The 22632-nt window shown below is 50.5% G+C and carries 19 protein-coding genes; 10 read left to right on the forward strand and 9 right to left on the reverse strand.

Annotated features, from left to right (window positions below; genetic code table 11):
- Window positions 1-176: 176 nt before the first annotated feature.
- The 5 genes from EJO50_RS04310 to EJO50_RS04330 all read right to left on the reverse strand — a co-directional run bounded on the left by EJO50_RS04310 (window position 177) and on the right by EJO50_RS04330 (window position 7207).
- The gene (locus EJO50_RS04310) at window positions 177-893 is read right to left on the reverse strand and encodes an ABC transporter ATP-binding protein (RefSeq protein WP_125971799.1); all 717 of its coding nucleotides are present in this window, start codon (window positions 891-893) and stop codon (window positions 177-179) included.
- Between the two features lie 43 nt (window positions 894-936).
- Entirely contained in the window at window positions 937-1707 is a 771-nt protein-coding gene (locus EJO50_RS04315; protein WP_125971801.1) for an ABC transporter ATP-binding protein, read from the reverse strand.
- A complete protein-coding gene (locus EJO50_RS04320) occupies window positions 1704-2813 on the reverse strand; it encodes an ABC transporter permease subunit (RefSeq protein WP_125971803.1) in 1110 nt (369 codons plus the stop codon). The genes EJO50_RS04315 and EJO50_RS04320 overlap by 4 nt, the downstream gene beginning before the upstream one ends.
- Window positions 2814-2829: 16 nt before the next feature.
- Entirely contained in the window at window positions 2830-3759 is a 930-nt protein-coding gene (locus tag EJO50_RS04325) for a branched-chain amino acid ABC transporter permease (protein ID WP_125971805.1), read from the reverse strand.
- Window positions 3760-4228: 469 nt separating this feature from the next.
- Window positions 4229-7207 (reverse strand): Rne/Rng family ribonuclease, encoded by a 2979-nt coding sequence (locus tag EJO50_RS04330; protein WP_125971807.1) that lies wholly within the window; start codon window positions 7205-7207, stop codon window positions 4229-4231.
- Between the two features lie 779 nt (window positions 7208-7986).
- Between EJO50_RS04330 and EJO50_RS04335 the strand changes: the two genes are divergently transcribed.
- Genes EJO50_RS04335 through motD form a run of 5 tightly spaced genes read left to right on the forward strand, consistent with a single transcriptional unit; the run spans window position 7987 to window position 11732 of the window.
- Window positions 7987-8943: an RluA family pseudouridine synthase gene (locus EJO50_RS04335; protein WP_125971809.1), complete on the forward strand. Its 957-nt coding sequence runs from the start codon at window positions 7987-7989 to the stop codon at window positions 8941-8943.
- Window positions 8936-9592, forward strand: a complete 657-nt coding sequence (locus tag EJO50_RS04340; RefSeq protein WP_125971811.1) for an HAD-IA family hydrolase — start codon at window positions 8936-8938, stop codon at window positions 9590-9592. The genes EJO50_RS04335 and EJO50_RS04340 overlap by 8 nt, the downstream gene beginning before the upstream one ends.
- Window positions 9585-9941 (forward strand): Rieske (2Fe-2S) protein, encoded by a 357-nt coding sequence (locus EJO50_RS04345; protein WP_125971813.1) that lies wholly within the window; start codon window positions 9585-9587, stop codon window positions 9939-9941. Before EJO50_RS04340 ends, EJO50_RS04345 begins: the two co-directional genes overlap by 8 nt.
- Window positions 9934-10866 carry a S49 family peptidase gene (locus EJO50_RS04350; protein ID WP_125971815.1) on the forward strand — a complete coding sequence of 311 codons (933 nt, stop codon included), beginning with the start codon at window positions 9934-9936 and terminating at the stop codon, window positions 10864-10866. The genes EJO50_RS04345 and EJO50_RS04350 overlap by 8 nt, the downstream gene beginning before the upstream one ends.
- 59 nt (window positions 10867-10925) lie before the next feature.
- A complete protein-coding gene (gene motD / locus EJO50_RS04355) occupies window positions 10926-11732 on the forward strand; it encodes a flagellar motor protein MotD (protein ID WP_125971816.1) in 807 nt (268 codons plus the stop codon).
- A gap of 23 nt (window positions 11733-11755) precedes the next feature.
- On the opposite strand, the gene EJO50_RS04360 is transcribed toward motD, so the two are convergent.
- The 4 genes from EJO50_RS04360 to EJO50_RS04375 form a co-directional block, all read right to left on the reverse strand.
- The gene (locus tag EJO50_RS04360) at window positions 11756-13360 is read right to left on the reverse strand and encodes a SulP family inorganic anion transporter (protein WP_164521427.1); all 1605 of its coding nucleotides are present in this window, start codon (window positions 13358-13360) and stop codon (window positions 11756-11758) included.
- An 80-nt stretch (window positions 13361-13440) separates the two neighbouring features.
- Window positions 13441-13857 (reverse strand): DUF6691 family protein, encoded by a 417-nt coding sequence (locus EJO50_RS04365; protein WP_125971820.1) that lies wholly within the window; start codon window positions 13855-13857, stop codon window positions 13441-13443.
- Window positions 13858-13865: 8 nt separating this feature from the next.
- A complete protein-coding gene (locus EJO50_RS04370; protein WP_206434449.1) occupies window positions 13866-14291 on the reverse strand; it encodes a YeeE/YedE family protein in 426 nt (141 codons plus the stop codon).
- A complete protein-coding gene (locus EJO50_RS04375; RefSeq protein WP_125971822.1) occupies window positions 14281-14613 on the reverse strand; it encodes an ArsR/SmtB family transcription factor in 333 nt (110 codons plus the stop codon). The genes EJO50_RS04370 and EJO50_RS04375 overlap by 11 nt, the downstream gene beginning before the upstream one ends.
- Window positions 14614-14696: 83 nt before the next feature.
- Between EJO50_RS04375 and EJO50_RS04380 the strand changes: the two genes are divergently transcribed.
- From EJO50_RS04380 to galU, 5 genes are all read left to right on the forward strand, one after another.
- Window positions 14697-15563 carry an MBL fold metallo-hydrolase gene (locus tag EJO50_RS04380; RefSeq protein ID WP_125971824.1) on the forward strand — a complete coding sequence of 289 codons (867 nt, stop codon included), beginning with the start codon at window positions 14697-14699 and terminating at the stop codon, window positions 15561-15563.
- 30 nt (window positions 15564-15593) lie between these two features.
- Window positions 15594-16529 (forward strand): DUF808 domain-containing protein, encoded by a 936-nt coding sequence (locus tag EJO50_RS04385; RefSeq protein WP_125971826.1) that lies wholly within the window; start codon window positions 15594-15596, stop codon window positions 16527-16529.
- An 880-nt stretch (window positions 16530-17409) separates the two neighbouring features.
- Window positions 17410-18588: a cell division protein ZipA C-terminal FtsZ-binding domain-containing protein gene (locus EJO50_RS04390; RefSeq protein WP_125971828.1), complete on the forward strand. Its 1179-nt coding sequence runs from the start codon at window positions 17410-17412 to the stop codon at window positions 18586-18588.
- 242 nt (window positions 18589-18830) lie between these two features.
- Entirely contained in the window at window positions 18831-21230 is a 2400-nt protein-coding gene (gene ligA / locus EJO50_RS04395; protein WP_125971830.1) for an NAD-dependent DNA ligase LigA, read from the forward strand.
- Window positions 21231-21500: 270 nt separating this feature from the next.
- Entirely contained in the window at window positions 21501-22373 is an 873-nt protein-coding gene (gene galU, locus EJO50_RS04400) for a UTP--glucose-1-phosphate uridylyltransferase GalU (protein WP_233702217.1), read from the forward strand.
- Window positions 22374-22632 lie beyond the last annotated feature (259 nt).

A 22632-nucleotide genomic window follows, 5' to 3' on the forward strand; every position in this document is an offset into this window, starting at 1 on the left:
TAATGTGGTGGGGGCGCTAAAGCCTGATGCCGGGACTCGCATCTTTGGGCGGTGATGGTTTTTCCCTGGGAATGGTGTGGCGGAGGCGGGGGGTAATTGTCCCTGCAGCAAGCCCAGGTCTATGGATAAAAAAAACGAGCCGCATAAAGTGGCTCGTTGTCTTAAAGATAAAAAATCTATTCGCCTAAATAGGCCTGCTGGATCTTTGGATTTGCAAGCAGATTGGCGGCGGTGTCTGCCAGAGTAATTTTACCCGATTCCATTACATAGCCCCGGTTGGCCGTTTGTAATGCCAGTTTGGCATTTTGCTCAACCAATAGCATGGTGACGCCTTCGGCGGCGATCATTTTGATAATATCAAAAATCTTCTGAACGATAATCGGAGCCAGGCCCATTGATGGCTCATCCAGCAGCAGCAGTTTGGGCCTGCCTAAAATAGCGCGGCCAATGGCTACCATTTGTTGCTCGCCACCGGATAGTGTGCCTGCCAGCTGTTTCATACGCTCTTTCAGGCGGGGGAACAGATAGTAAACACGCTCCAGATCATGCGCAATATCGGCTTTGTCGCTACGTGTGTAAGCGCCCATTAAAAGGTTTTCTTCAACAGTGAGGCGGCTAAAAATACCACGCCCTTCCGGCACCATAACCAGCCCCTGCTTAATGTAATCGTAAATGGGCTTTTTTGCCGTTGATTTACCGTCAAATAAGATTTCACCCGAGCTGGGGCTGCAGATACCGGTGAGTGTCTTAAGGGTGGTGGTTTTACCTGCACCATTGGCTCCGATCAGTGCTACCAGCTCGCCCCGATTGATTTCTAAATCAATTCCTTTGACTGCGTGGATGCCGCCGTAGGCCACTTTTAGGTCTTTGACTTGTAGTAATGGGCCATTCATGCTGGTGCAACTCCTTGAAATGCTACTTGCTGCAATTGCTTGTTCATTCTGGTGAAACCCCCAGATAAGCTTCAATCACACGTGGATTGTTTTTCACCTCACCGGGCACACCCTCAGCGATTTTCTTGCCGTAATCCAGTACCGCAATGCGATCACACAGATCCATCATCAGTTTTACATCGTGTTCGATCAGTAAAATAGTAACGCCATCATTTCTGATTTTTTCCATTAACTTTTTAAGATCGTCCGTTTCCTTGGGATTCATCCCTGCTGCGGGCTCGTCCAGTGCCAGTAGCGTTGGGCGGGTGGCCAAAGCACGGGCAATTTCCAGGCGGCGCTGATCGCCATAGGATAGATTGCGGGCTAGTTCTTTGGCATGCTTGCTGATGCCTACATAGGCAAGCAGTTCAGTTGCTTTAGTGAGGATATCCTGCTCTTCTTTTACCGCTTTAGGGCCATGGAAGATCGCGCCCAGAATGCCTGACCGGGTGCGCACATGCTGGCCGACCATGACGTTTTCAAGCGCCGTCATATTGGCAAAAAGACGGATATTCTGAAAGGTGCGGGCAATGCCTGATTCAACAACGATATTGGGTTTTTGGCGGAACAAATCCACACCATCAAAGCTGAAGCGGCCTTCATCAGGCTGATAAAGCCCGGTGAGTACATTAAACAGCGTAGTTTTACCTGCGCCGTTGGGGCCGATCAGGCCGTAAATCTCACCTTTATTGATGGTCAGCCCAACACCAGACAAAGCATGCAGGCCGCCGAAACGCTTGGTAATGCCTTCAATTTTTAGAAGTAGTTCGCTCATGCCTTTGCCTCTTCATCTTTTTCGTGAAATTCTGCTTTGCGGCGCTTGGATGGCCAAAGGCCTTCGGGGCGGAGCAACATAATCACGATCATGGCAAGGCCAAAAATCAGCATGCGTAAGTTTTCAGGATCGACCACTTTGCGGCCAACGAGAGCGTGCTGTAATGGGTTGATTACATCACGCAGAATTTCCGGGGTGATAGACACAATAATCGCACCTAATATCACGCCGGGAATATGGCCCATTCCGCCTAAGACCACCATGCACAGTACCATGATCGATTCCATCAGAATGAACGATTCTGGTGAAACAAAACCCTGGAAGCTGGCAAATAAAGCACCTGATACGCCGCCAAAACTGGCTCCCATTGCAAACGCCAGCAGCTTGATATTACGGGTGTTAATGCCCATTGCATTGGCGGCAATTTCATCTTCACGAATGGCAACCCAGGCCCGGCCAATACGGGAATTTTGCAGCCGCATGGAGATAAACATGATCAGAAGGCAAAAGGCCAGAATCAAGTAGTAGTAGAGGTGCACTTTTTCAAAAGAAAGGCCTAAAAATTCAATCGGGCGGCCAAAATTGTAACCGGCTACATGAATGCTCTGAATATTGTTAATGCCCTGTGGCCCGTTGGTGATGTTAATCGGGCGATCCAGATTATTCATAAAGATGCGGATAATCTCACCAAACCCTAGAGTTACGATGGCTAGATAATCGCCGCGCAGTTTTAAAGTGGGTGAGCCTAATAAAACGCCAAATAGCCCTGCAACTAAACCTGCCATTAAAATCATGACCGGAAAAGAGGGGGAAATGAGCCAGGCAGGCAAGACCGCTGCCAGGTGAGGTGAGTTTAAAATGGCATAAAGATAGGCACCCACTGCATAAAAAGCGATATAGCCTAAATCCAGCAGGCCCGCGTAACCCACCACGATATTGAGCCCAAGGGCCAGCATGATATAGAGCAGGGCAAAGTCGATGGTGCGGATCCATGATTTACCGCTTTCAAAATTACCTGTTAATACAAAGGGCAAAATCAGTATGACGATAGTCAGCACCGCCATGCCAATCAGCCGGGCGCGGGGATTTTCTAGTTTTTGTAACATGGTTTTTCCCTTGGGCTTAAGCGCGATCTGCTACACGTTCGCCCAGCAGGCCGGACGGACGGAAGACCAGTACGATAATCAGTACGATAAAAGCGAAGATGTCTTTGTAGTTGCTGCCAAATGCACCGCCGGTTAGATCGCCCAGATAACCAGAGCCAAGACTTTCAATCAGGCCCAGTAATAATCCGCCCAAAACTGCGCCGCCTAAATTACCAATTCCGCCTAAAACGGCAGCAGTAAAGGCTTTCAGGCCAATCAGAAAGCCCATATAGGCATGCGCCTGATCGTAGTTAGCGGCAACCATGACGCCAGCTACTGCGCCCAGTGCTGAGCCAATCATAAATACCATGGAAATGATGGAGTTGATGTTTACGCCCATTAAGCCTGCAGCTTCCGGGTTTTGTGCCGTAGCGCGCATGGCGCGGCCCAGTTTGGTTCGTTCAATCAGAAAAAACAGGCCTGCCATTAAGGCCAGAGCCAGACCAATAATGGCGATTTGCAGACTGGTAATGGTTGCGCCGCCAATTTCGTGGACCGTGCTTGGCAAAATAGGCGGGAAAGGGCGGTAATTACGGCCCCAGATCAGCATGGCGGCTTGTTGCAAGACAATGGATACACCAATGGCCGTAATCAGGGGAGCAAGCCTTGGTGCCTTACGCAGTGGGCGGTAAGCAATTTTTTCGATTGCGTAGCCTAAAAGAATGGAGACAGGCACCGCCATCATAAAGCCGATCAATAAAAGCATCGGGCCGGGCAGGGCAACATTGTGCCCGATCAGAATATTGATACATGTAATGGTGACCATTGCACCGATCATTACGATTTCGCCGTGGGCAAAATTGATGAGCTGCATGATGCCGTACACCATGGTGTAGCCCAGGGCGATCAGTGCATAAATGCTGCCGACAACCAAGCCATTAAAAATTTGCTGGAGGAAAATATCCACGTTGTTCAGGCCCAAGTAAGGAGTGCAGATGCGATTGGATAAGACCATTACAGTTTGGTCTAGGGGCAAAAATTAACCTTGAATAATTGCTGCGGATACTTGTGAATTTCCCCAACTGGCAATCTGAGTTCAGGCCGTTTCAAACAGGCTGATTGATGCTTATTGAGTAATGGATTTTACTTATATGTAAATTTAAAAAAATGTATTTGTCATGTTGTTGCTTTAATTGCTTTTTTAAGACAGATGGGCAAATTTCAACGCATAAAGAACAAATTTATGTTTTGTTTTATGCCGTAAGGCTGCACTAAGGTTGATGTCTTAAGGTGTTGCAGGCGGGGTTTATTTGGGGGAGAAGGCAGGGTAAAGTGTACTGATTTGCCACATGTTTGAAAAAGAGAAGGTTTGTTGGCCGAAATAAAAAAAGCCACCGGAAAGACCGGTGGCTTTGATCTGCTTATTTCAAGCTTGATTAAAACTGCTTGGTTTGAACTTGTACTAAAGGCTCTTCACTGGTGCCGCCTGCTGTTGCTGTTACATCACGGCGTGGTGCACGAGGCGTATCCATCACAGGTTTGACTGTGATTTCAGGGCTGCCTGCTGCCTGTGTTTCAACTTGCTGCAGCATAGGTACTTCGTTCACAGCCTGGGCACCTGTAGTGACTACATCACGGCGGCGACGGCGCACTGGCGCAGTCACGGCTGGTTCGTTAGTGGCTGGCAGGCTGCGTGTCGCAACCATAACCAGTCCCGCAGCTTCCGGGGTGCCAATATGTAGCGCTGGTTTTGCAGGTGCCGTAACAGGAGCTGCGACTACAGGCACTGCCTCTATCTCGGTGCTTGCAACAGGAGCTGTGACAGGGGCAGCCGGAGCTGCAACCGGAGTCACAACTGGCGCTGGAGCCACGGGCGGTTCCAAAGTAGTTTGAGCGGTTTCTGTCACGACTACTTCCCGAGCAGCCGCCTCGGGAGCAACAGCTGCTACTACAGGAGGTGTTACCAGTGCAGGTGCGGCCACGGGTTCAGCAGCAGGCGCAGCGACCACGGGTTCCGTAACAGGCACTGTAGCCTCGGGGGTGGCTACGGGAGCAACAACAGGTACCACGGCCACTGGAGTAACAACAGGCGCGATGGCTACAGGTGCAGCAGCCGGTGCGGGTGTGTTCACGACCAGCGCAGGTGCCGTTGCTACAAAGCCAGGTGCCGGAGCATCGATGGCTGTGAAGGCCGCTTCTGTACCGGCTACTGTTTCAACACGCTCACCACGGCGCTCGCCACGACGGCTGCGACGACGACGGCTGCGTTGTTGCTCGCTGGCTTCATCCGTGTTGTTTTCCACGACCGGCGCGCTTAATAACGCTTCGGTGTTGTTTGCTGCAGCTGCTTCTTTACGTGGCTGACGCTCCTGACGTGGCGGGCGCTCGTTACGCGGGCGTTGCTCGGCAGGGGCTTCGCTACGCTCAGCGCGATCATTGCGCTCGTTCCGCTCACGTGGCTCGCGGTTTTCACGCGCTTCACGATTCTCACGGCTCTTTTGTAAGTCTTCTTCGATACGGGGTTTGCTGCTGCCGCGCCGAGCTGGTGCGGGAGTTTCTTCATTTCGCGCCGGGCGTTCTGTACGCGGAGCCTGGCCTTCACGAGGCTCACGAGGTGGGCGCTGACCTCGGTCATTGCGATTGCGTGAGTTGTTTTGGCGTGTTGTTGCAGCCGCCGGCTTGGGAGGCTCAACCGGAGCTGCAGGCTCGCCCTGGAACCAGGTCAGCAGTTTTTTCCACAGAGACGGAGCGGCAACCGTATCGCTAGGCGCTGCAATCCGGTCACGAGCAGAAATAGGCGCTGGCTGATCAGGTGTAATCCCTTTGACCATGGCTTCCTGGCGTTTAGTTTGTTCTTCTTTTGCTTTGCCTTGCTGGTAGCCAGTTTCGTTTGGCTGATCAACCATTTTGTAGGAAGGAACAACATCTTCATGGCTGCCGATATCTTCATGGCGCAGACGCGAGAGATTGTAGTTTGGTGTTTCCAAATGGGTATTCGGAATTAAAACTACGCTTACTTTGAGACGCGCTTCAAGTGCAAAAATCTCGGCACGTTTTTCGTTGAGCAGGAATGTTGCAACATCTACCGGCACCTGTGCGTGGATTGCACCGGTGTTTTCTTTCATTGATTCTTCTTGAATAATGCGCAGGATATTGAGCGCTGAAGATTCGATGCCGCGCGTGAAGCCGGTGCCGTGGCAGCGCGGGCAGGCGATGTGGCTGGTTTCTTCCAGGGAAGGCTGCAGGCGTTGACGGGATAATTCCATCAGGCCAAAGCGGCTGATTTTGCCGGTTTGTACGCGGGCACGGTCGTGGTGCAGGGCGTCACGCAGGCGGTTTTCGACTTCGCGCTGATTTTTTGGGTTTTCCATATCGATAAAATCGATCACGATCAAACCACCGACGTCACGCAGGCGCATCTGACGGGCGATTTCGTCAGCGGCTTCCATATTGGTGCGCAGTGCGGTTTCTTCGATATCGGCACCCTTGGTAGAGCGGGCCGAGTTAACGTCGATAGAATACAGCGCTTCGGTTTTGTCGATTACAATTGCGCCGCCGGAGGGTAAATTTACTTCGCGGGCAAAGGCGGTTTCGATCTGATGCTCGATCTGAAAACGTGAAAACAGCGGCACATCATCCTGATAGAATTTCACGCGGTTCACATTAGCCGGCATCACATGGCTCATAAACTGGCGTGCTTGCTCGTAAATATCGAGCTTATCAATCAGAAGCTCGCCAATTTCAGGCTGGAAGTAATCGCGAATTGCACGGATAACCAGGCTTGATTCCTGATAAATCAGAAATGCACCCGTCTGGGTAGAAGCAGCGCCTTCAACCGCACGCCAAAGTTGCAGCAGGTAGTTTAAATCCCACTGCAATTCTTCGGCATTACGGCCAATGGCGGCGGTACGTGCGATCAGGCTCATGCCATTTGGCGTTTCAAGCTGATCAAGTACGGCGCGAAGCTCATTACGCTCCTCGCCCTCGATGCGGCGGGAAACTCCACCACCGCGCGGGTTATTTGGCATCAGCACCAAATAACGGCCAGCCAAGCTGACATAGGTGGTCAGAGCAGCACCCTTGTTACCGCGCTCGTCTTTTTCAACCTGAACAATCAGCTCCTGGCCTTCTTTGAGCGAGTCACCGATACGCGGGCGGCCATTGCCGTCACCATTGTCGTTCAGGTAGGCGCGAGCCACTTCCTTGAACGGCAAGAAGCCATGACGATCACAGCCATAATCAATGAAGCAGGCTTCAAGACTAGGCTCTACGCGGGTAATTATACCTTTGTAGATATTGGATTTCCGCTGTTCTTTGCCAACGGTTTCGATGTCGAGGTCAACCAGCTTCTGACCATCAACAATCGCAACGCGCAGCTCTTCAGCCTGCGTTGCGTTAAATAGCATACGTTTCATAAAAAAAGACTCCGGCACGCACTCACGCGGCAGGAATTAGGTTCTGGCATGCCCAGTGTAACTGCCTGAACGCAGGCGGTTAATAAGTGCCCACATCATATTGATGGCACTGGGGGAGGTTGGCTGTTTCCATGCAATTATTTACAGCGGCCTGCAAAATGGCGGTGAAGTTTATACCTAGCCTTAGAAAACGGCCTAAAATCCCTGTTATGTAACGATTTAAACAGAGATCCGGATTCGGTTTCTTAGCTGGCTTTTATTCTTCTCTCACCCTTTTTTTGCGGCCATTACAAGGTGACTAGCTGCCGAACGGTCCATACCGACGTTTTTACCTGTTTTTCTGTAAAAGTAGGTCAGTACGCTAATAAGAATCCGATGAGTGCTTTATATATGTAAATCAATTACCATCGCTGCTTTTTGCGGTGAGCGAGATAACCGCTTCCCGGAACTTGTTGCAGCAGCTTGACGGCAGATAGGCGAGCCCCGCGCTCGCGCTTCCAGTTTTGCTAAGACTGGCTTTTTGTGCCAGTTGGAAGGGGTAGAGCATATTTCTCTACGGCGGGAAGGTAATCGCCGACTGTATCGTCTTGCCGTATTGCTTTAAGAACGGGATCTAAAAGTGGCCTTGGCCACTTTGCGCAGTGCCTGTTTTGAGGAGGCTGTTAAAAAGTCCCCTGTTAAAACAGGCCCTTGCGGTAATCGTTGCCGTTGCGTTTTTATCGTTTCGGCCAACCTGCTGCAACCTTCTGGGTTGTGGCGTGCGGAGAGTATAAGTCAAGATGAAGGGCAGTAGCAAAGCATCCGTCACGTTCCTGACCGTGGATGAAGAAGATGCCGGCCAAAGGCTGGATAATTTTTTGTTAAAACACCTCAAGGGCGTACCCAAAAGTCATGTATATCGCATTGTGCGTAGCGGTGAAGTCCGTGTAAATAAAGGCCGCAGTGATGTGACTTATCGTTTAGTTAGCGGCGATATTTTACGTTTGCCGCCGGTGCGTGTTGCGGAAAAGCCAGATGCAGCACCTGCAGTGGCGGCTTCGCACCGTATTGATATACCCATCATCTTTGAAGATGATGCCATTTTAATTTTAAATAAACCCGCCGGGCTGGCAGTTCATGGTGGCTCAGGGGTCAGTTTTGGTCTGATCGAGCTGATTCGTGCCCAGCGCCCGCAGGCTAAATTTCTGGAGCTGGTCCACCGCCTGGATAGAGAAACATCGGGCATTCTGATGGTGGCTAAAAAGCGCTCGGCGCTGACGGTATTGCAAGATGCCTTGCGTGATAATCACCGGATTGATAAGCGATACTTAGCTTTGGTGAAAGGAGTGTGGGAGAATCCACGTAGTCACGTCAAATTTTCTTTGCTGAAATACAACACCGCAGAGGGTGAGCGTCGCGTGCGTGTTTCGCCGGAAGGAAAAATTTCACACACGGTGGTGAATCGTCGCCAGGCCTGGAGAGATTGTTCTTTGCTGGAGTGTGAGCTTAAAACGGGGCGTACCCATCAGATCCGGGTGCATCTGGCGGCGAGCGATCACCCTATTTTGGGTGACGAGAAGTACGGTGACTTTGCTCTGAATAAAATTCTGCCAAGGCAGGGGCTGCGGCGTATGTTTTTGCACGCCTGGCGCCTGGTTGTTGATCATCCTGTTACGGGGAAATCTTTAGAGCTGGAAGCACCTTTGCCTCCCGAATTACAATCTTATATCGACCTACTCGAGAAGACGCATGCCTAAGCAGTTTGATTTATTGGTTTTTGATTGGGATGGCACCTTAATGGATTCCACGGGCACGATCGCCCGTGCGATTCAATCTGCTTTTGCAGAGGTTGGCCTGGCCGTGCCATCGGATAAAGACGCACGCTATGTGATTGGGTACGGCATGCATGAGGCCATGCAGTATCTTGCCCCTGATGTTAGTGCTGCAGAGATTGCTGAAGTGGTTGCTGTTTATCGCCGCTTTTATCTGGCACAAGATCAGGATGTGGCTTTATATGATGGCGTGCTCGATGCCTTGCCCCAGTTTGTTGATGCAGGCTTTCAAATGGCAGTGGCAACGGGAAAGTCGAGAGCGGGTCTGGATCGGGTGTTGGCTTCCACGGGGCTGGGTGCTTTTTTTAAAGTTACCCGTACGGCAGATGAAGCTTTTTCAAAGCCGCATCCGGCCATGCTGCATTACATTCTGGATCAATGCGGGGTGAAGGGTGGGCGCGCAGTCATGATCGGGGATACCACTCATGATTTACAACTGGCACAAAATGCCGGTACACAGAGTCTGGCGCTGACCTATGGTGCGCATAAATTACCTGAGCTGCTAACGTGTAAGCCGCTGGCGCATTTTGATGATTTCCATACTTTAAAAGACTGGATTTTATTAAATGCCTGAGCGGGTATTGTGTCAGAGCCAGGATTTACTTGAGCGAGGTATGGCGCGGTGCTTTACTTTGCAATGGGATGGTCGTGAACGTAACGCTTTTGTACTTCGGTACGATGGCGGGGTTTACGCCTATCTTAATGAGTGTGCACATATCCCGGTTGAGCTGGATTTTAATCCCGGTGATTTTTTTGATTACTCACGGCGCTGGCTTGTCTGTTCTACACATGGCGCATATTATGCGCCGGATACGGGGCTTTGCCTGGGCGGGCCTTGCCCGGGTCGTAAACTTGTTTCTTTACCGGTTCGCGAATACGCGAATCAGGTTTGCCTGATTGAGGAAAAAACACAGAATGAATGAATCTTGGGAACGCGAACAATTACAAAGTTTGTTGCATGCCGGCATCAAAGAGCGCCGCAGTGCACGTCGCTGGAATATCTTTTTCAAGCTGGTAACTTTCGGTATTGTGATTCTGATTCTAGCTATGATGACGGGCTGGGTGGGCAAGAAGGTTGGTGATGAGCAGGCTGGTCCGCATACAGCCGTGGTGCGTCTGGAGGGGGCGATTGCTGCTGGTGGTGAAGCAGATGCATCTACCATGATCGAAGGTTTAACTGCGGCATTTGAAGATAAAAACACCAAAGCTGTGATTTTGCAGGCTAATAGCCCCGGTGGCAGCCCTGTGCAGGCGGGGATAATGGCAGATGAAATTGCGCGCTTGAAAAAGCAGCACCCAAAGATTCCTTTTTATGTCGTGATTGAGGAAATCTGCGCGTCGGGCTGCTATTACGCAGCAGCCGGAGCGGATAAAATTTATGCGGACAAGGCTTCGATGGTGGGGTCGATCGGCGTATTGATGGACGGCTTTGGTTTTAGCGGTGTGATGGAAAAGCTGGGTGTTGAGCGCCGTTTGCTTACTGCCGGCGCAAATAAAGGTTTTTTAGATCCGTATTCGCCAATGAGCCAGGGACAGCGTGATAAAGCCCAGGTGATGCTGGATGAAATTCATCAGCAGTTTATCGGGGTGGTGAAAGCGGGGCGGGGCACAAAGCTGGCAGATAACCCTGATCTCTTTTCCGGCCTGGTATGGAGTGGTGCGGCAAGCATTAAAATGGGTCTGGTTGATGCCTTAGGTTCTGTTGATAGTGTGGCGCGTGATGTGGTTAAGGCTAAAGAAATTGTCGATTTTACGCCTCGCCCCAGTTATGCCGATCGTCTGGCCCGCCAGATTGGTGTGTCTGCTGCAAATAAACTGGTTTCAGAGTTTAATTTACAGCTTAGATAAAATGCCGGGCAGATTTCATCATTGATCTGCCCTTTTTACAGACAGAAAAGGAAGTCAGCATGGCACGCAAACACAGGCATGAGGAGCATGAAAACCATGAGCGCTGGTTGGTGTCTTATGCTGATTTTATTACCTTGTTATTTGCATTCTTTGTGGTGATGTACGCAATTTCTTCTGTGAATGAAGGTAAATACAAGGTGTTGTCCAATTCTATGGTTGATGCTTTTAAGCAAACGCCAACAAGTAAGGAAGTGATCAAGCAGAATCAGCCTGTTGCAGGTGTGCCGGATAAGCTGGTGGTACTGAGCGCGATTTCTACACCAACGCCCAGCCCTAAACTTGTTGAGCAGACACAAAAAATGCAGGGTATGGCGGGAGATTTGAAAAAATCTCTTGGTGCTTTGATTGATCAGGGCAAGGTGAGAGTGACTCAGTCCAAGCGTGGTATTGCGGTAGAGATCAGTGATTCGGTTCTGTTTGATACCGCCAAAGCGGATTTGCATACCGAATCGGCCACGGCCTTGATTGCCGTAGCTGAAATGGTTAAAAACACAGATAACCTGATCCAGATTGAAGGCAATACCGATAATCAGGCGATGCGCTCGGGGCAGTTTCCTTCCAACTGGGAGCTGTCGGCTGCCCGGGCGGCCAGCGTGGTGCGTTTATTTGTTGATGTGGGCGTTGCACCGCAGCGGCTTGTGGCAATTGGTTACGGTGAGTTTCGGCCTCAGGGTAGTAACGACACGCCAGAGGGGCGGGCGAGTAATCGCAGGGTTACTCTCAATATTCTGGCGGACAACAAAGATGAAGTTGCGGTGCTGCCTTCGGGGAGCGATACCCCGCCAGCTCCCGTGCCGCCTAAATAAAGCGAACAGACTTTTGTTTTTGCTTAAATAGAGAAATCTTCCTTAACCCCGCTTAAGGCTTGCATGGCTGAGTGGGTGCTGAGGAAAACCTCGCCATCTAAAGTGCTTAGTTTTTCGCTGCGACGCAGATGATCCATCACCGGGCCTTTTACTTCGGCAAGGTGGATTTTTATCTGCCGCGCACGTAGGTTTTCCTGTAATAAACTTATAGTTTCCATTGCGCTGTAATCGATACTGTTTACCGCCGATAAAATAAGAAGCAAATGCTCGGTGGCGGGGGTTTGGGCAAGGATGTGTATTAGTTCAGCCTGTATTTTTGCGCTATTGCCAAAATAAAGGCTTTCATCGATTCGTACGGCTACAATCCTGGGATCGGTTTGAGTTGTAAACCGATGGATATTTCTAAAATGCTCTGTTCCTGCAATACGGCCTACAATGGCAATATGTGGCTGACTGCTGCGATATAAAAAAAGCAGTATCGAAACGCCGGCTCCTGCCACAATTCCCTGCATAGGCCCGAATATCAAGACCGCAAGCGCTGTACTGATAAAAGCGGCGCCATCGCGCCAGTCGTAGCGCCAGCTGCGTGCCAGAAAATTAAAATCAATAAGACGGATGGCAACCAGGATAATCGTAGCGGCCAAGAGCGCCTGGGGGAGCAGGGCCAGGTAGTCGCCAAGCCAGTGAGCTGCAAGTGCGATCCAGGTTGCAGTCATTACACCTGCCATCGGTGTGTTTGCGCCTGATGCGGCATTCACTGCAGTGCGGGAAAATCCGCCGCTTACCGGAAACCCTGCGCTGGCTGCGGCTGCAATATTAGCGGCTCCCAGGCCGATTAATTCCTGGTTGCTGTCAATATTTCGTCTGGCTTTTAGTGCCAGGCTTTGTGCAATGGTGATGCTTTGTAAAAAGCCCGCAAGGCTGATAGTGATGGCGGGGAGCCAGAGCTGCGAGAGCGTATTTAAACTGATTGCTGGCCATATGATTGTTGGCAAGGTTGCGGGAAATGCGCCGATTAGGCGTGTTTTAATATCTAAAGTGTAGACTATACCTGTCACCATCAGCATGAGCAGGAGCGGGCTTAATTTTGCAATTAGTGATGCATAGGGGATTTTGTTGTGATGCAGAAGCTTGCTTAAAGGTGAGCCTGCTAACCAGAGTAAACTAAGGCAGCTTAGGCCAAACATTGCATGCTGTAGCTGCGGGAAAAGTTGGGGAGTGTTGCTTTGTACTCCGAGCAGAAAAGGGGCTTGTCCGACAATAATTAGAATGGCGGCCCCGCTGGTAAAGCCGTTAATCACGGGATGAGACAGAAATTGCGTTACAAAGCCCAGTTGCATAAAACCCAGAGCCGCCAGAAATAGGCCAGAGAGCAAAGCGAGACTTGCTGCCAGTGCGCTGTATTCGGCAGAGCCCGCCAGAGCAAGCGGGGCCAGTGTACTGGCTGTCATAACGGCACTAATGGCCATAGGGCCGACAGATTGCACCATGCTGCTGGCAAAAAAAGCATAAATTATCAGAGGCAAAATAGAGGCGTAGATACCCGCTTGTGCCGGAAGCCCGGCCAGTAAGGCATAGGCTAGGCTTTGCGGGATAAGAAGTGCGGCAACGATAAGGCTTGCGCTCAAGTCCCCTGCGAAGGTTCTTTTTTTGTACAGTGGTAACCAGTGCAAAATAGGGAAAAACTTTGCGAGGGCTTGAGTGGCTTTCATGGTTTTTTAGGGAGCAAGTTAAAAATAAACATGCCCAGAAGCATCGCAGCAACAAAGATAAACGCTTTAGGCGCGCCCATTGCCAGAGCGACAAGCCCGGGGCCCGGGCAAATGCCTGCCAAGCCCCAGCCCATACCAAAAAGAATGCTGCCTGTAATCAGTGGCCGGTCGATGATTTTACTATCAGGCAGGGACATTTTCTCCTGTGTTAGCAGCGTGTATTTGCGCCTTTTTGCCCATACAAAAAAAGGGGTTGCTGTCGCTATGGCTCCTGCCATAACCAAGGCCAGGCTTGGGTCCCACATTCCGGCTAAATCAAGAAAGCCAATGACTTTGGCAGGGTTGACCATCCCCGAGATAATCAGCCCAAGACTAAAGAGCATGCCTGAAAATAAAGCGGTTATTTTTAGCATTTTGACTCTCAAAATAGATGCTGGGTCAGAAATACAGTCACAAAGCCTGCGCCCATAAAGCTGGTAACTGCGGCTAGAGAGCGGATCGAGAACCGGGATAAACCGCAGACTCCGTGGCCGCTGGTGCAGCCACTGCCGTAGCGGGTGCCTATTCCGACCAGCAGACCGGCCAGAACAATGGCTGGCGTGCTGGCGCTAATCTGGATATCTACCGGTGTTTTGAAGGTAAGCCAGAGCAGGGGAGTCAGCAGCATGCCCATTATGAAAAAGCCTCGCCAGGCCATATCGCTGGACGCGTTGAGCAGCCCTCCTAAAATGCCACTGATCCCTGCGATTTTGCCAGCCCAAAGAGCCAGCAGGCCACTGGCAAGGCCGAGTAATGCGCCACCAATAATGGCGCTCCACGGGGTGAAATGCAGCCAGTCAACTTGCATCAGGGATCTCCTTTGTGTCGATAGGGCAATAGAGTGCGTAGAGCACCTCGAGTAATTGCTGTACCTCTGGGCTGGCCAAGCTGTAATAAATGCGCTTGCCATCTCTGCGTGTATTAACCAGCCCCTCTTTGCGTAACACGGTGAGTTGCTGGGAAAGTGTTGGCTGGCGAATATCGAGTAGGGTTTCAAAATCAGAAACACATTTCTCACTGTCAACCATCTGGCAAAGTAAAAGCAGGCGATCTTCGTTAGCCATTACTTTTAGAATACGGGTTGCATTATTTGCGGCTTGGCGCATGGCAAGAATTTGTTGTGGGCTCATTGTGTACTCGCTTGTGGTTCGTGCTTTTGTATATTATAGTTTTATATATAATATTTGCAAACATAATTATTGCGGAGCAAAAAATGCCATTGCCTCAGGTTAAAGCCTTTTATGACCCAGATACCTCTACCGTCAGTTATATCGTGTTTGACCGGCGTGGCGGGCATGCTGCACTGATTGATACTGTGCTGGATTACGATGCAAAATCAGGCCGTACATCAAGCATGAGTGCCGATAGGCTGGTTGATTTTGTTATGGAATACGATTTAAAAGTGGAGTGGATTCTGGAAACGCACGCCCATGCGGATCACCTGTCGGCAGCGGCTTATTTAAAGAAGAAGCTCGGAGGGAAAGTTGCTATTGGCCAGCGCATCGATCAGGTGCAAGGCATCTTTAAGCCTGTCTTTGGTTTTGGGGAGGATTTTCCCGCAGATGGAAGCCAGTTTGATGTTTTATTTGCTGCGGGTGACATTTTTCGGATCGGTGAATTAAGTGCCTCTGTTCTGTTTGTTCCCGGCCATACACCTGCCGATATTGCCTTTTTGATTGGTGATGCCCTGTTTGTAGGGGACACCTTGTTTATGCCTGATGTTGGCTCTGCGCGCTGTGATTTTCCGGGAGGGGATGCCGGTTTGCTTTATGATTCCATTCAACAGCTGCTGGCACTGCCTGACGCAACCCGGGTGTTTGTTTGCCATGATTATCTGCCTGCCGGGCGCTCTGTGATCGCGTGGCAAAGCAGTATTGCCGAGCAGCGTGAGGGGAATATCCATTTGCATTTTGGTGTAAATAAGGCCGAATTTATCGCGATGCGCGAGGCTAGGGATAAAACCTTAGGCATGCCACAATTGATTTTACCATCGATTCAAATCAATATGCGGGCGGGGCGTTTTCCCCCTGCCGAAGCAGATGGACAGCGTTATTTAAAAATCCCCCTGGATGTTTTGTAATTTCACACTAGATAAACGAGATAGTGCCCTATGGCCGGAACCAGTCTTTTAGTATTACTTGATGATATTGCCGCTGTTTTGGACGATGTTGCCCTGATGACCAAAGTGGCAGCTAAGAAAACGGCAGGTGTTTTAGGGGACGATCTGGCGTTAAATGCCGAGCAGGTATCCGGTGTGCGTGCCGAGCGGGAGCTGCCTGTGGTGTGGGCAGTGGCGAAGGGCTCGTTTGTTAATAAATTAATTCTGGTGCCGGCTGCGCTGGCGATCAGCGCCGTAGCGCCTGGATTGATCACGCCACTGTTGATGCTCGGTGGTGCCTATCTTTGCTTTGAAGGCTTTGAAAAGCTGGTTCATTCTTTTTTTCATCACACTGAAGCCGCTTCTGTTTCGCATGCTGCACAAAGCGAGAATGCAGTTGTTGATTTGGCAGCTTATGAAAAAGACAAAATCAAAGGAGCAATTCGTACTGATTTTGTACTTTCGGCTGAGATTATTGTGATTTCACTGGGGACGGTGGCAGCCGCTTCATTTTTGACGCAGCTAACCGTGCTGTCTCTTATTGCAGTTGTTATGACGGTTGGGGTCTATGGTCTTGTGGCCGGTATTGTCAGGCTGGACGATATCGGGCTTATGCTTTGCAGGAAGCAGGGGCAAGGCGGATTGGCACGCCTTCAGCACAAAATAGGAACAGCCTGCCTGCTGGGGGCTCCCGTTTTAATGAAAACCCTGACAATTGTTGGAACCATCGCAATGTTTATGGTGGGTGGCGGGATTTTGACTCATGGTTTTGCACCGGCCAATGAGCTGATTCATCACTGGTCGGAGTTCGGCTCATCAGTGCCTGCTGCGTGGATTTTGTCTGCAATACTGCCTTCACTGTTAAATGCAGTTGCCGGTGTATTGGCCGGTGCCGCGCTGGTGGGGGTGTTTACGCTAATATCCTGGGTTTTTAAGAAAAAGGGTTAATCAGATAATGTGTTTAGCCGGGCAGGGATGAGGGCTGCGCGCAAAGGTGATTACTCAATTTTTTATCCAGCGATAAAGAGATTTTAGGGTTTATTTTTGGTTTTATTTTTTGTTTGTTTTAACAATATGCTTATGGGGATTTTTGATTGCCTGTATTTTTATGGTATTTATTTTAATGAAAATAGATGTTAGCGTTTAATGATATGCCTTGATGTATGCCCGATCAAAGTGCAGTCATAAATGTGACATTGTATTTTTAGTACTCATATCCGGTTGTTTATTTGCAACATATTGATTGTAATGATTTTATTTAGATAAAGTCTTTGCGCGGCGTATGTATTGCTGCAAATGATTAAATTGGATTAATCCAGTTGGCTGATTAAATGTTATGCATGATTAGTATGCTGCATTAGGCCGGATCAGGGGGCGATGGCTTGAAAAGCCTTCGATCGTGGGTAAAAAGTACGGTAAAAATGAGCTACGATGGGGCTTGTAGGGGGCACTGAGTCACTTAAGTCTGGTATCCTTACCCTTTTTCTATAGGCTTCACCCTGCTTATTGCTAAGTAGTGATTTTTTGTATTATCGCAAGCAATCTTATAAAGACGGGTGCTGGCTATTTAAAATATAAAACAGATACTCTTGCTGCTGTTTTCTCATTGATATTCTGGTATGGGATAGAGCAAGACTGATCGTATCTGTGAAAATCGGGCGGCGTGTTGTGGCTAAGTGTTTTTCTTTGGCCGCGTAGCTAATTAACACTGAATAATAGGCTAGAGTGATAAGCATTTGGATAGACTGTTTTTTCACTATGCATTTTTTATATATGCATAGCGGGACGGGGCCCGGATGGTTAATCTCTCTGCCAAGAGACCTTAAGAATGACCGATTTGCAACTAGGATCGCTGATTGTAGGTGGCGTGATTGTCGCCGCTGTCTATGCCTTTAATTGGTGGCAGGAATATCGTTATCGTAAGCAGGCATCTAGAGCGTTTGCGCGTAATGAAAGCGATGCATTGCTTGATGTGCCCAAAAATATGGTTCGAAGTGGCGAGGCTACGCGCATGGAGCCTTCACTGGAGCGCGCCGAGCCCGTGGCTGATCGCTTTGAGCCGCAGTTTGTTGAGCCGGAGTTTGAGGCTGACGATTTACCCGTACAAGCTGCTGCTGCCTATGTGGAGCCGCAGGTGATGCCTGCTCCTGTGCATATCAGCGCAGCACCCGAAGTACCGCCGCAGCCTGTTGTGCCCGCAGGAGATGATCATGACGCGCTGGCTAGCAGCCTGCTTGATCCTGCTCTGGATTTTATAGCGGAAATTCATGCGATAGAGCCGATTGCTGCACTTGATCTCCCTGTTTTCAGGGGCTCCAAACGTGTGCAGGTGATGGGGCTACTGTCAGATCGCCGCTGGGAAGCCTGTGTGCCTGGCACACGTTCGCGTTACAAGGAATTGAAAGTTGGCTTGCAACTGGCTGATCGCCAGGGGGCTTTAAGCTCGGAGCAGCTCAATGCATTTTGTATGTCGGTGCAGCAGTTTGCCGATGAGCATGAAGCGGTTGTGACTTTCCCTCAGCGTTCGGCCAAGTTAAATGCCGCGGCGCATTTGGATGAGTTTTGTGCGGGTGTAGATGTATTGATTGGCCTGAATGTGATGGCGGGCAGTCGGCCGTTTCCTATGGAGCGCGTGCGTTTACTGGCTGAAAACGCAGGTTTGGCCCGCAGCCCAGAGGGTGCATTTCACTATCGTAGCGATTCAGGCAAAACACTGTTTACTTTATCAAACCATGATCATTCTCCGCTGGGCAATACCTCAAATGGCTTGACGCTGCTGTTTGATGTGCCAAGGGTAGCAGGTGGTGTGTCCGTCTTTGATTATTTTGCCGAGTTTGCCCAGCATCTGTCGGTGGCTCTTTCGGGTGAGCTGGTTGATGATAACGGCAAGCCACTGACAGAGGCGAGCCTGGATAATATTCGTAAACAGCTGGGTGTTCTGTACGCCAAAATGGATGACAGGGGTATTGCTCCGGGATCGGTGGCCGCATTGCGTTTATTTGCTTAGGCGTGCCAGTGCCCGTTTTATCAAAATGCCGCTGCTTGCCAGCGGCATTGCTCTTTGGGGCGAAGTGCCAAGGGCATGCTGCCCGGGGCTAAACCTGGGCTTTGTGGCTTGAGTCTCCAGCCAAAGTATTGCTTAAAATTGCTAGGATGTCATCTCTGCTTAGGCAGGGTACTGACTTCTTCTTTTTTTTGATGAGCATCATTTAGTCTTAATTAAAAACAGCCTGCAACCGCGAAAAAATAATGATGACTTTGCTAGAACAGGCGCAATCTTTGCGCACACAACTCCACCAATATGCCCATGAATACCATGTGCTTGACGCGCCAACCGTGCCCGATGCCGAGTACGACCGACTGTTTCGTGCATTGCAGGCGCTGGAAATGGCGCACCCCGAGTTGGCGACGCTTGATTCTCCCACGCTGCGAGTGGGGGGGCAGCCTTTGCCGCAGTTTGAGCCGGTTATCCATACCGTTGCCATGCTGTCAATTCGTACCGAAACCGATGTTACGCCAGCGGGTGCACTGGCTTTTGATGCGAGCGTGCGCAAAGAACTGGATTTGCCTTTAAGCGCTGCTCTGATTGAATATGCAGCCGAGTTGAAGTTTGATGGTCTCGCCATTAGCTTGCGCTATGAAAACGGCGTGCTGGTGCAGGCCGCTACACGCGGGGACGGCGCAACTGGTGAGGATGTTACGCAAAATATCCGCACGATTGCGCAGATTCCACTGCGTTTGCGGGGTGAGATTTTGCCCGGGGTGCTGGAAGTGCGTGGCGAGGTCTATATGCGCCGCGATGATTTTGATCGCCTGAATGAGCGCCAGTTGGCTGCTGGCGACAAAACCTTTGTGAATCCAAGAAACACTGCAGCGGGCGCGGTGCGCCAGCTCGACCCGGCCATTGCAGCCGCGCGCCCGCTGTCATTCTTTGCTTATGGCTTAGGTGTGGTTGAGGGCTGGCCACAGCCGGAAACACATTCGGCGGTGCTGGATGCGTTGGCAGGCTTGGGTTTCCCTGTTTGCGTCGAGCGGGCTGTGCTGCAGGGTGGAGCGGGCCTCGCGGAGTTTCATGCGCATGTGAGCGATATCCGTGACGGCCTGCCGTTTGATATCGACGGTGTGGTTTACAAAGTCAACAGCATGGCGCTGCAAAAAGAGCTGGGCTTTAGAACCCGCGAGCCACGCTGGGCCGTAGCGCATAAATTTCCCGCTCAGGAAGCCTTAACCATTGTGGAGGCTATTGATGTGCAAGTCGGCCGCACAGGGGCAATCACCCCGGTGGCGCGTTTGCAGCCGGTGTTTGTGGGGGGCGTGACCGTTACCAATGCCACGCTGCACAATGAAGACGAGGCAAGGCGCAAGGATGTGCGGGTAGGCGATACCGTGGCAGTGCGCCGCGCCGGTGATGTGATTCCCGAAGTCGTGAATGTAGTGCTGGAGCGCCGGCCTATGAAAGACGTGCCGGGGGCGGATTTGTTTTCATCCTCTCAAGAGTCGCTTTACCCTGTGTTTTCCTTACCCAGGGCTTGCCCTGTTTGTGGCTCACACGTGGTTCGCGAAGAGGGTGAAGCGATTGCGCGCTGCTCGGGAGGCTTGAGCTGCTCTGCACAGCGTAAAGAAGCGATCCGCCATTTTGCCGGCCGGCGCATGATGGATATTGATGGTCTGGGCGAGCGTTATGTTGAAAGCCTGGTGGATCTGGCTTATGTGAAGTCACTGGCTGATCTGTATGCTTTAACGCTGGCTGATTTTCAGAATATGAAAGCCGCTGTTGATGAGGCTGCAGGTGTTAGTGCCGAAAGCATCGCGCAAGGCCGTCTTGCCACTAAATGGGCGGAAAACTTGCTTGAAGGTATTGCTGCCAGCAAAACACCGCTACTGGCCCGCTTTCTCTTTGCATTAGGGATACGGCATGTGGGCGAATCAACGGCCAAGACGCTGGCCGATTGGCTGGGGAGGCTGGAATTAATTCGCCATGCCCCTGCGCCCCTGTTGCGCTCTTTACCTGATATTGGCGACACCGTAGCGGTGGCAATTAGCGAATTTTTTGCCGAGCCAAAAAATCAGCTGGCACTGGATGCTTTGCTGGCAGCAGGAGTTGTGCCAAGGGATGAGCACGCCCCAAGTGGCTTGCTGCGTGAAAAGCTTATGCCCGCATCGCTGTATGCCCATTTGGGTGTGCCTAAATTGTCAGGTGTTCGCAGTGTTCAACTGGCCGAGCGTGTAAGCAGTTTAAGTGCCCTGGCCAGGGCCGACTGGCTGACACTGACTTTTTTGCCCGCTGATGTCGCTAAAGCCCTGCTGAGCTGGCTGGATGAAGACAGTCATCGTCAATCGCTGCAGGCTTTAGCCGTGTGGTGTGCAGATTTGGAGCGCCAGTTGCCGGCAGAAATCGAGTCGCTAGCTGGGGTATTTAAAGATAAAACGTTGGTGCTGACGGGAACCTTGCCGACTTTATCACGTGATCAGGCCAAAGATTTGATTGAAGCTGCGGGTGGAAAGGTCTCCGGCAGTGTTTCGAAAAAAACTCATTATGTGGTGGCGGGAAGTGATGCCGGTAGCAAGCTGACCAAGGCACAGGGTTTGGGTGTGTCTATTCTGGATGAGGCGGCCTTGCTCAGGATGCTGGATGTGAGGGAGGGGTAAGACTTGTTTTGGTGTTGTTCATTTCACTAAACATTTATGAACGGTGGTATTTGGGTTGACGTACCTGTTTATTTATATAAACATTGCATTATGCGAAAGGTCGAAGCAATCAAATTGTTTGGTACCCAAACCCGTCTGGCCGATGCGCTGGGACTTGGGCGCTCTGCTGTGTCCCAGTGGCCGGAAGAACTGGCTCAACGCCAGGCAGATCAGGTGCTGGGTGCCGCACTCAGACTCGGTTTACTCTCTACTTTATATCAGGATTTTCAAATGCAAAAAGTACGTAAAGCGGTATTTCCTGTCGCTGGCATGGGTACACGTTTTCTGCCCGCGACCAAAGCCAGCCCGAAAGAAATGATGCCGGTAGTAGATAAGCCGCTGATTCAATACGCGGTAGAAGAAGCGCTAGCTGCAGGCATTACCGAGATGATTTTTATTACCGGGCGTAACAAACGCAGCATCGAAGATCACTTTGATAAGGCCTATGAGCTGGAAGCCGAGCTGGAAGCCAAAGATAAGCAGGAGCTGCTGGAAATTTTGCGCGGCATTATTCCAAAGTCAGTAAGCTGCATTTATATCCGCCAGCCAGAAGCATTAGGCTTGGGGCATGCCGTACTTTGCGCAAAACCGGTCGTTGGGGATGAGCCATTTGCGGTGATTCTGGCCGATGACCTGATTGATGGTGGCTCCACCAGTGAAATGAAGCGTATGGTGGATGTATTTAGCGATACTCACTGCTCTATCCTGGGGGTAGAGCAGGTGCCGCAGCAGGACACCGGCTCTTATGGCATTGTTGAAGTTCAGGAAGGCAATGGTCGCCTAAAAATTGTTAATATTGTTGAAAAACCAAAGCCGGAAGAAGCGGCATCCAATCTGGCGGTAGTAGGGCGTTATATTCTTACTCCACGGGTATTTCATCATTTGCAGCACGTGCAGCCGGGTAAGGGGGGTGAAATCCAGCTTACCGACGGTATTTTCGCCCTGATGCAAGAGCAGCATATCCTGGCGCATAAAATTATCGGCACCCGTTATGATTGCGGTTCTAAACTGGGCTATCTGAAAGCAACCATGGCATATGGCATGAAACATCACGAGGTTGGGGAGGAGTTTTCGGTTTATGTTTCACAACTTTGCTCTCGTTAATTAATGGGGCATATACGTAATGGTGTTTTTTTGTTGTTTTTACTTGTTTTTTGTTAATTAAATGACGCCATAACGAAGGCTGATTTTTATTTAATTGGCTTGAAAGCATGCTACAGCGGCTTGCAATGCATTATGATGCAGTGCAGCCGTTTTTTTATTTGTCGGTTGGCGAAGCATGCTTATTGCTCTTTTCTAAATATGAATTATGAGTGGAGTTGGGGGCGAGAATAGGCTATGAAGTTTGAGTGTATTTTTGTAT

Origin of the sequence: Iodobacter ciconiae, assembly GCF_003952345.1 — a bacterium.
Lineage (GTDB): Bacteria > Pseudomonadota > Gammaproteobacteria > Burkholderiales > Chitinibacteraceae > Iodobacter > Iodobacter ciconiae.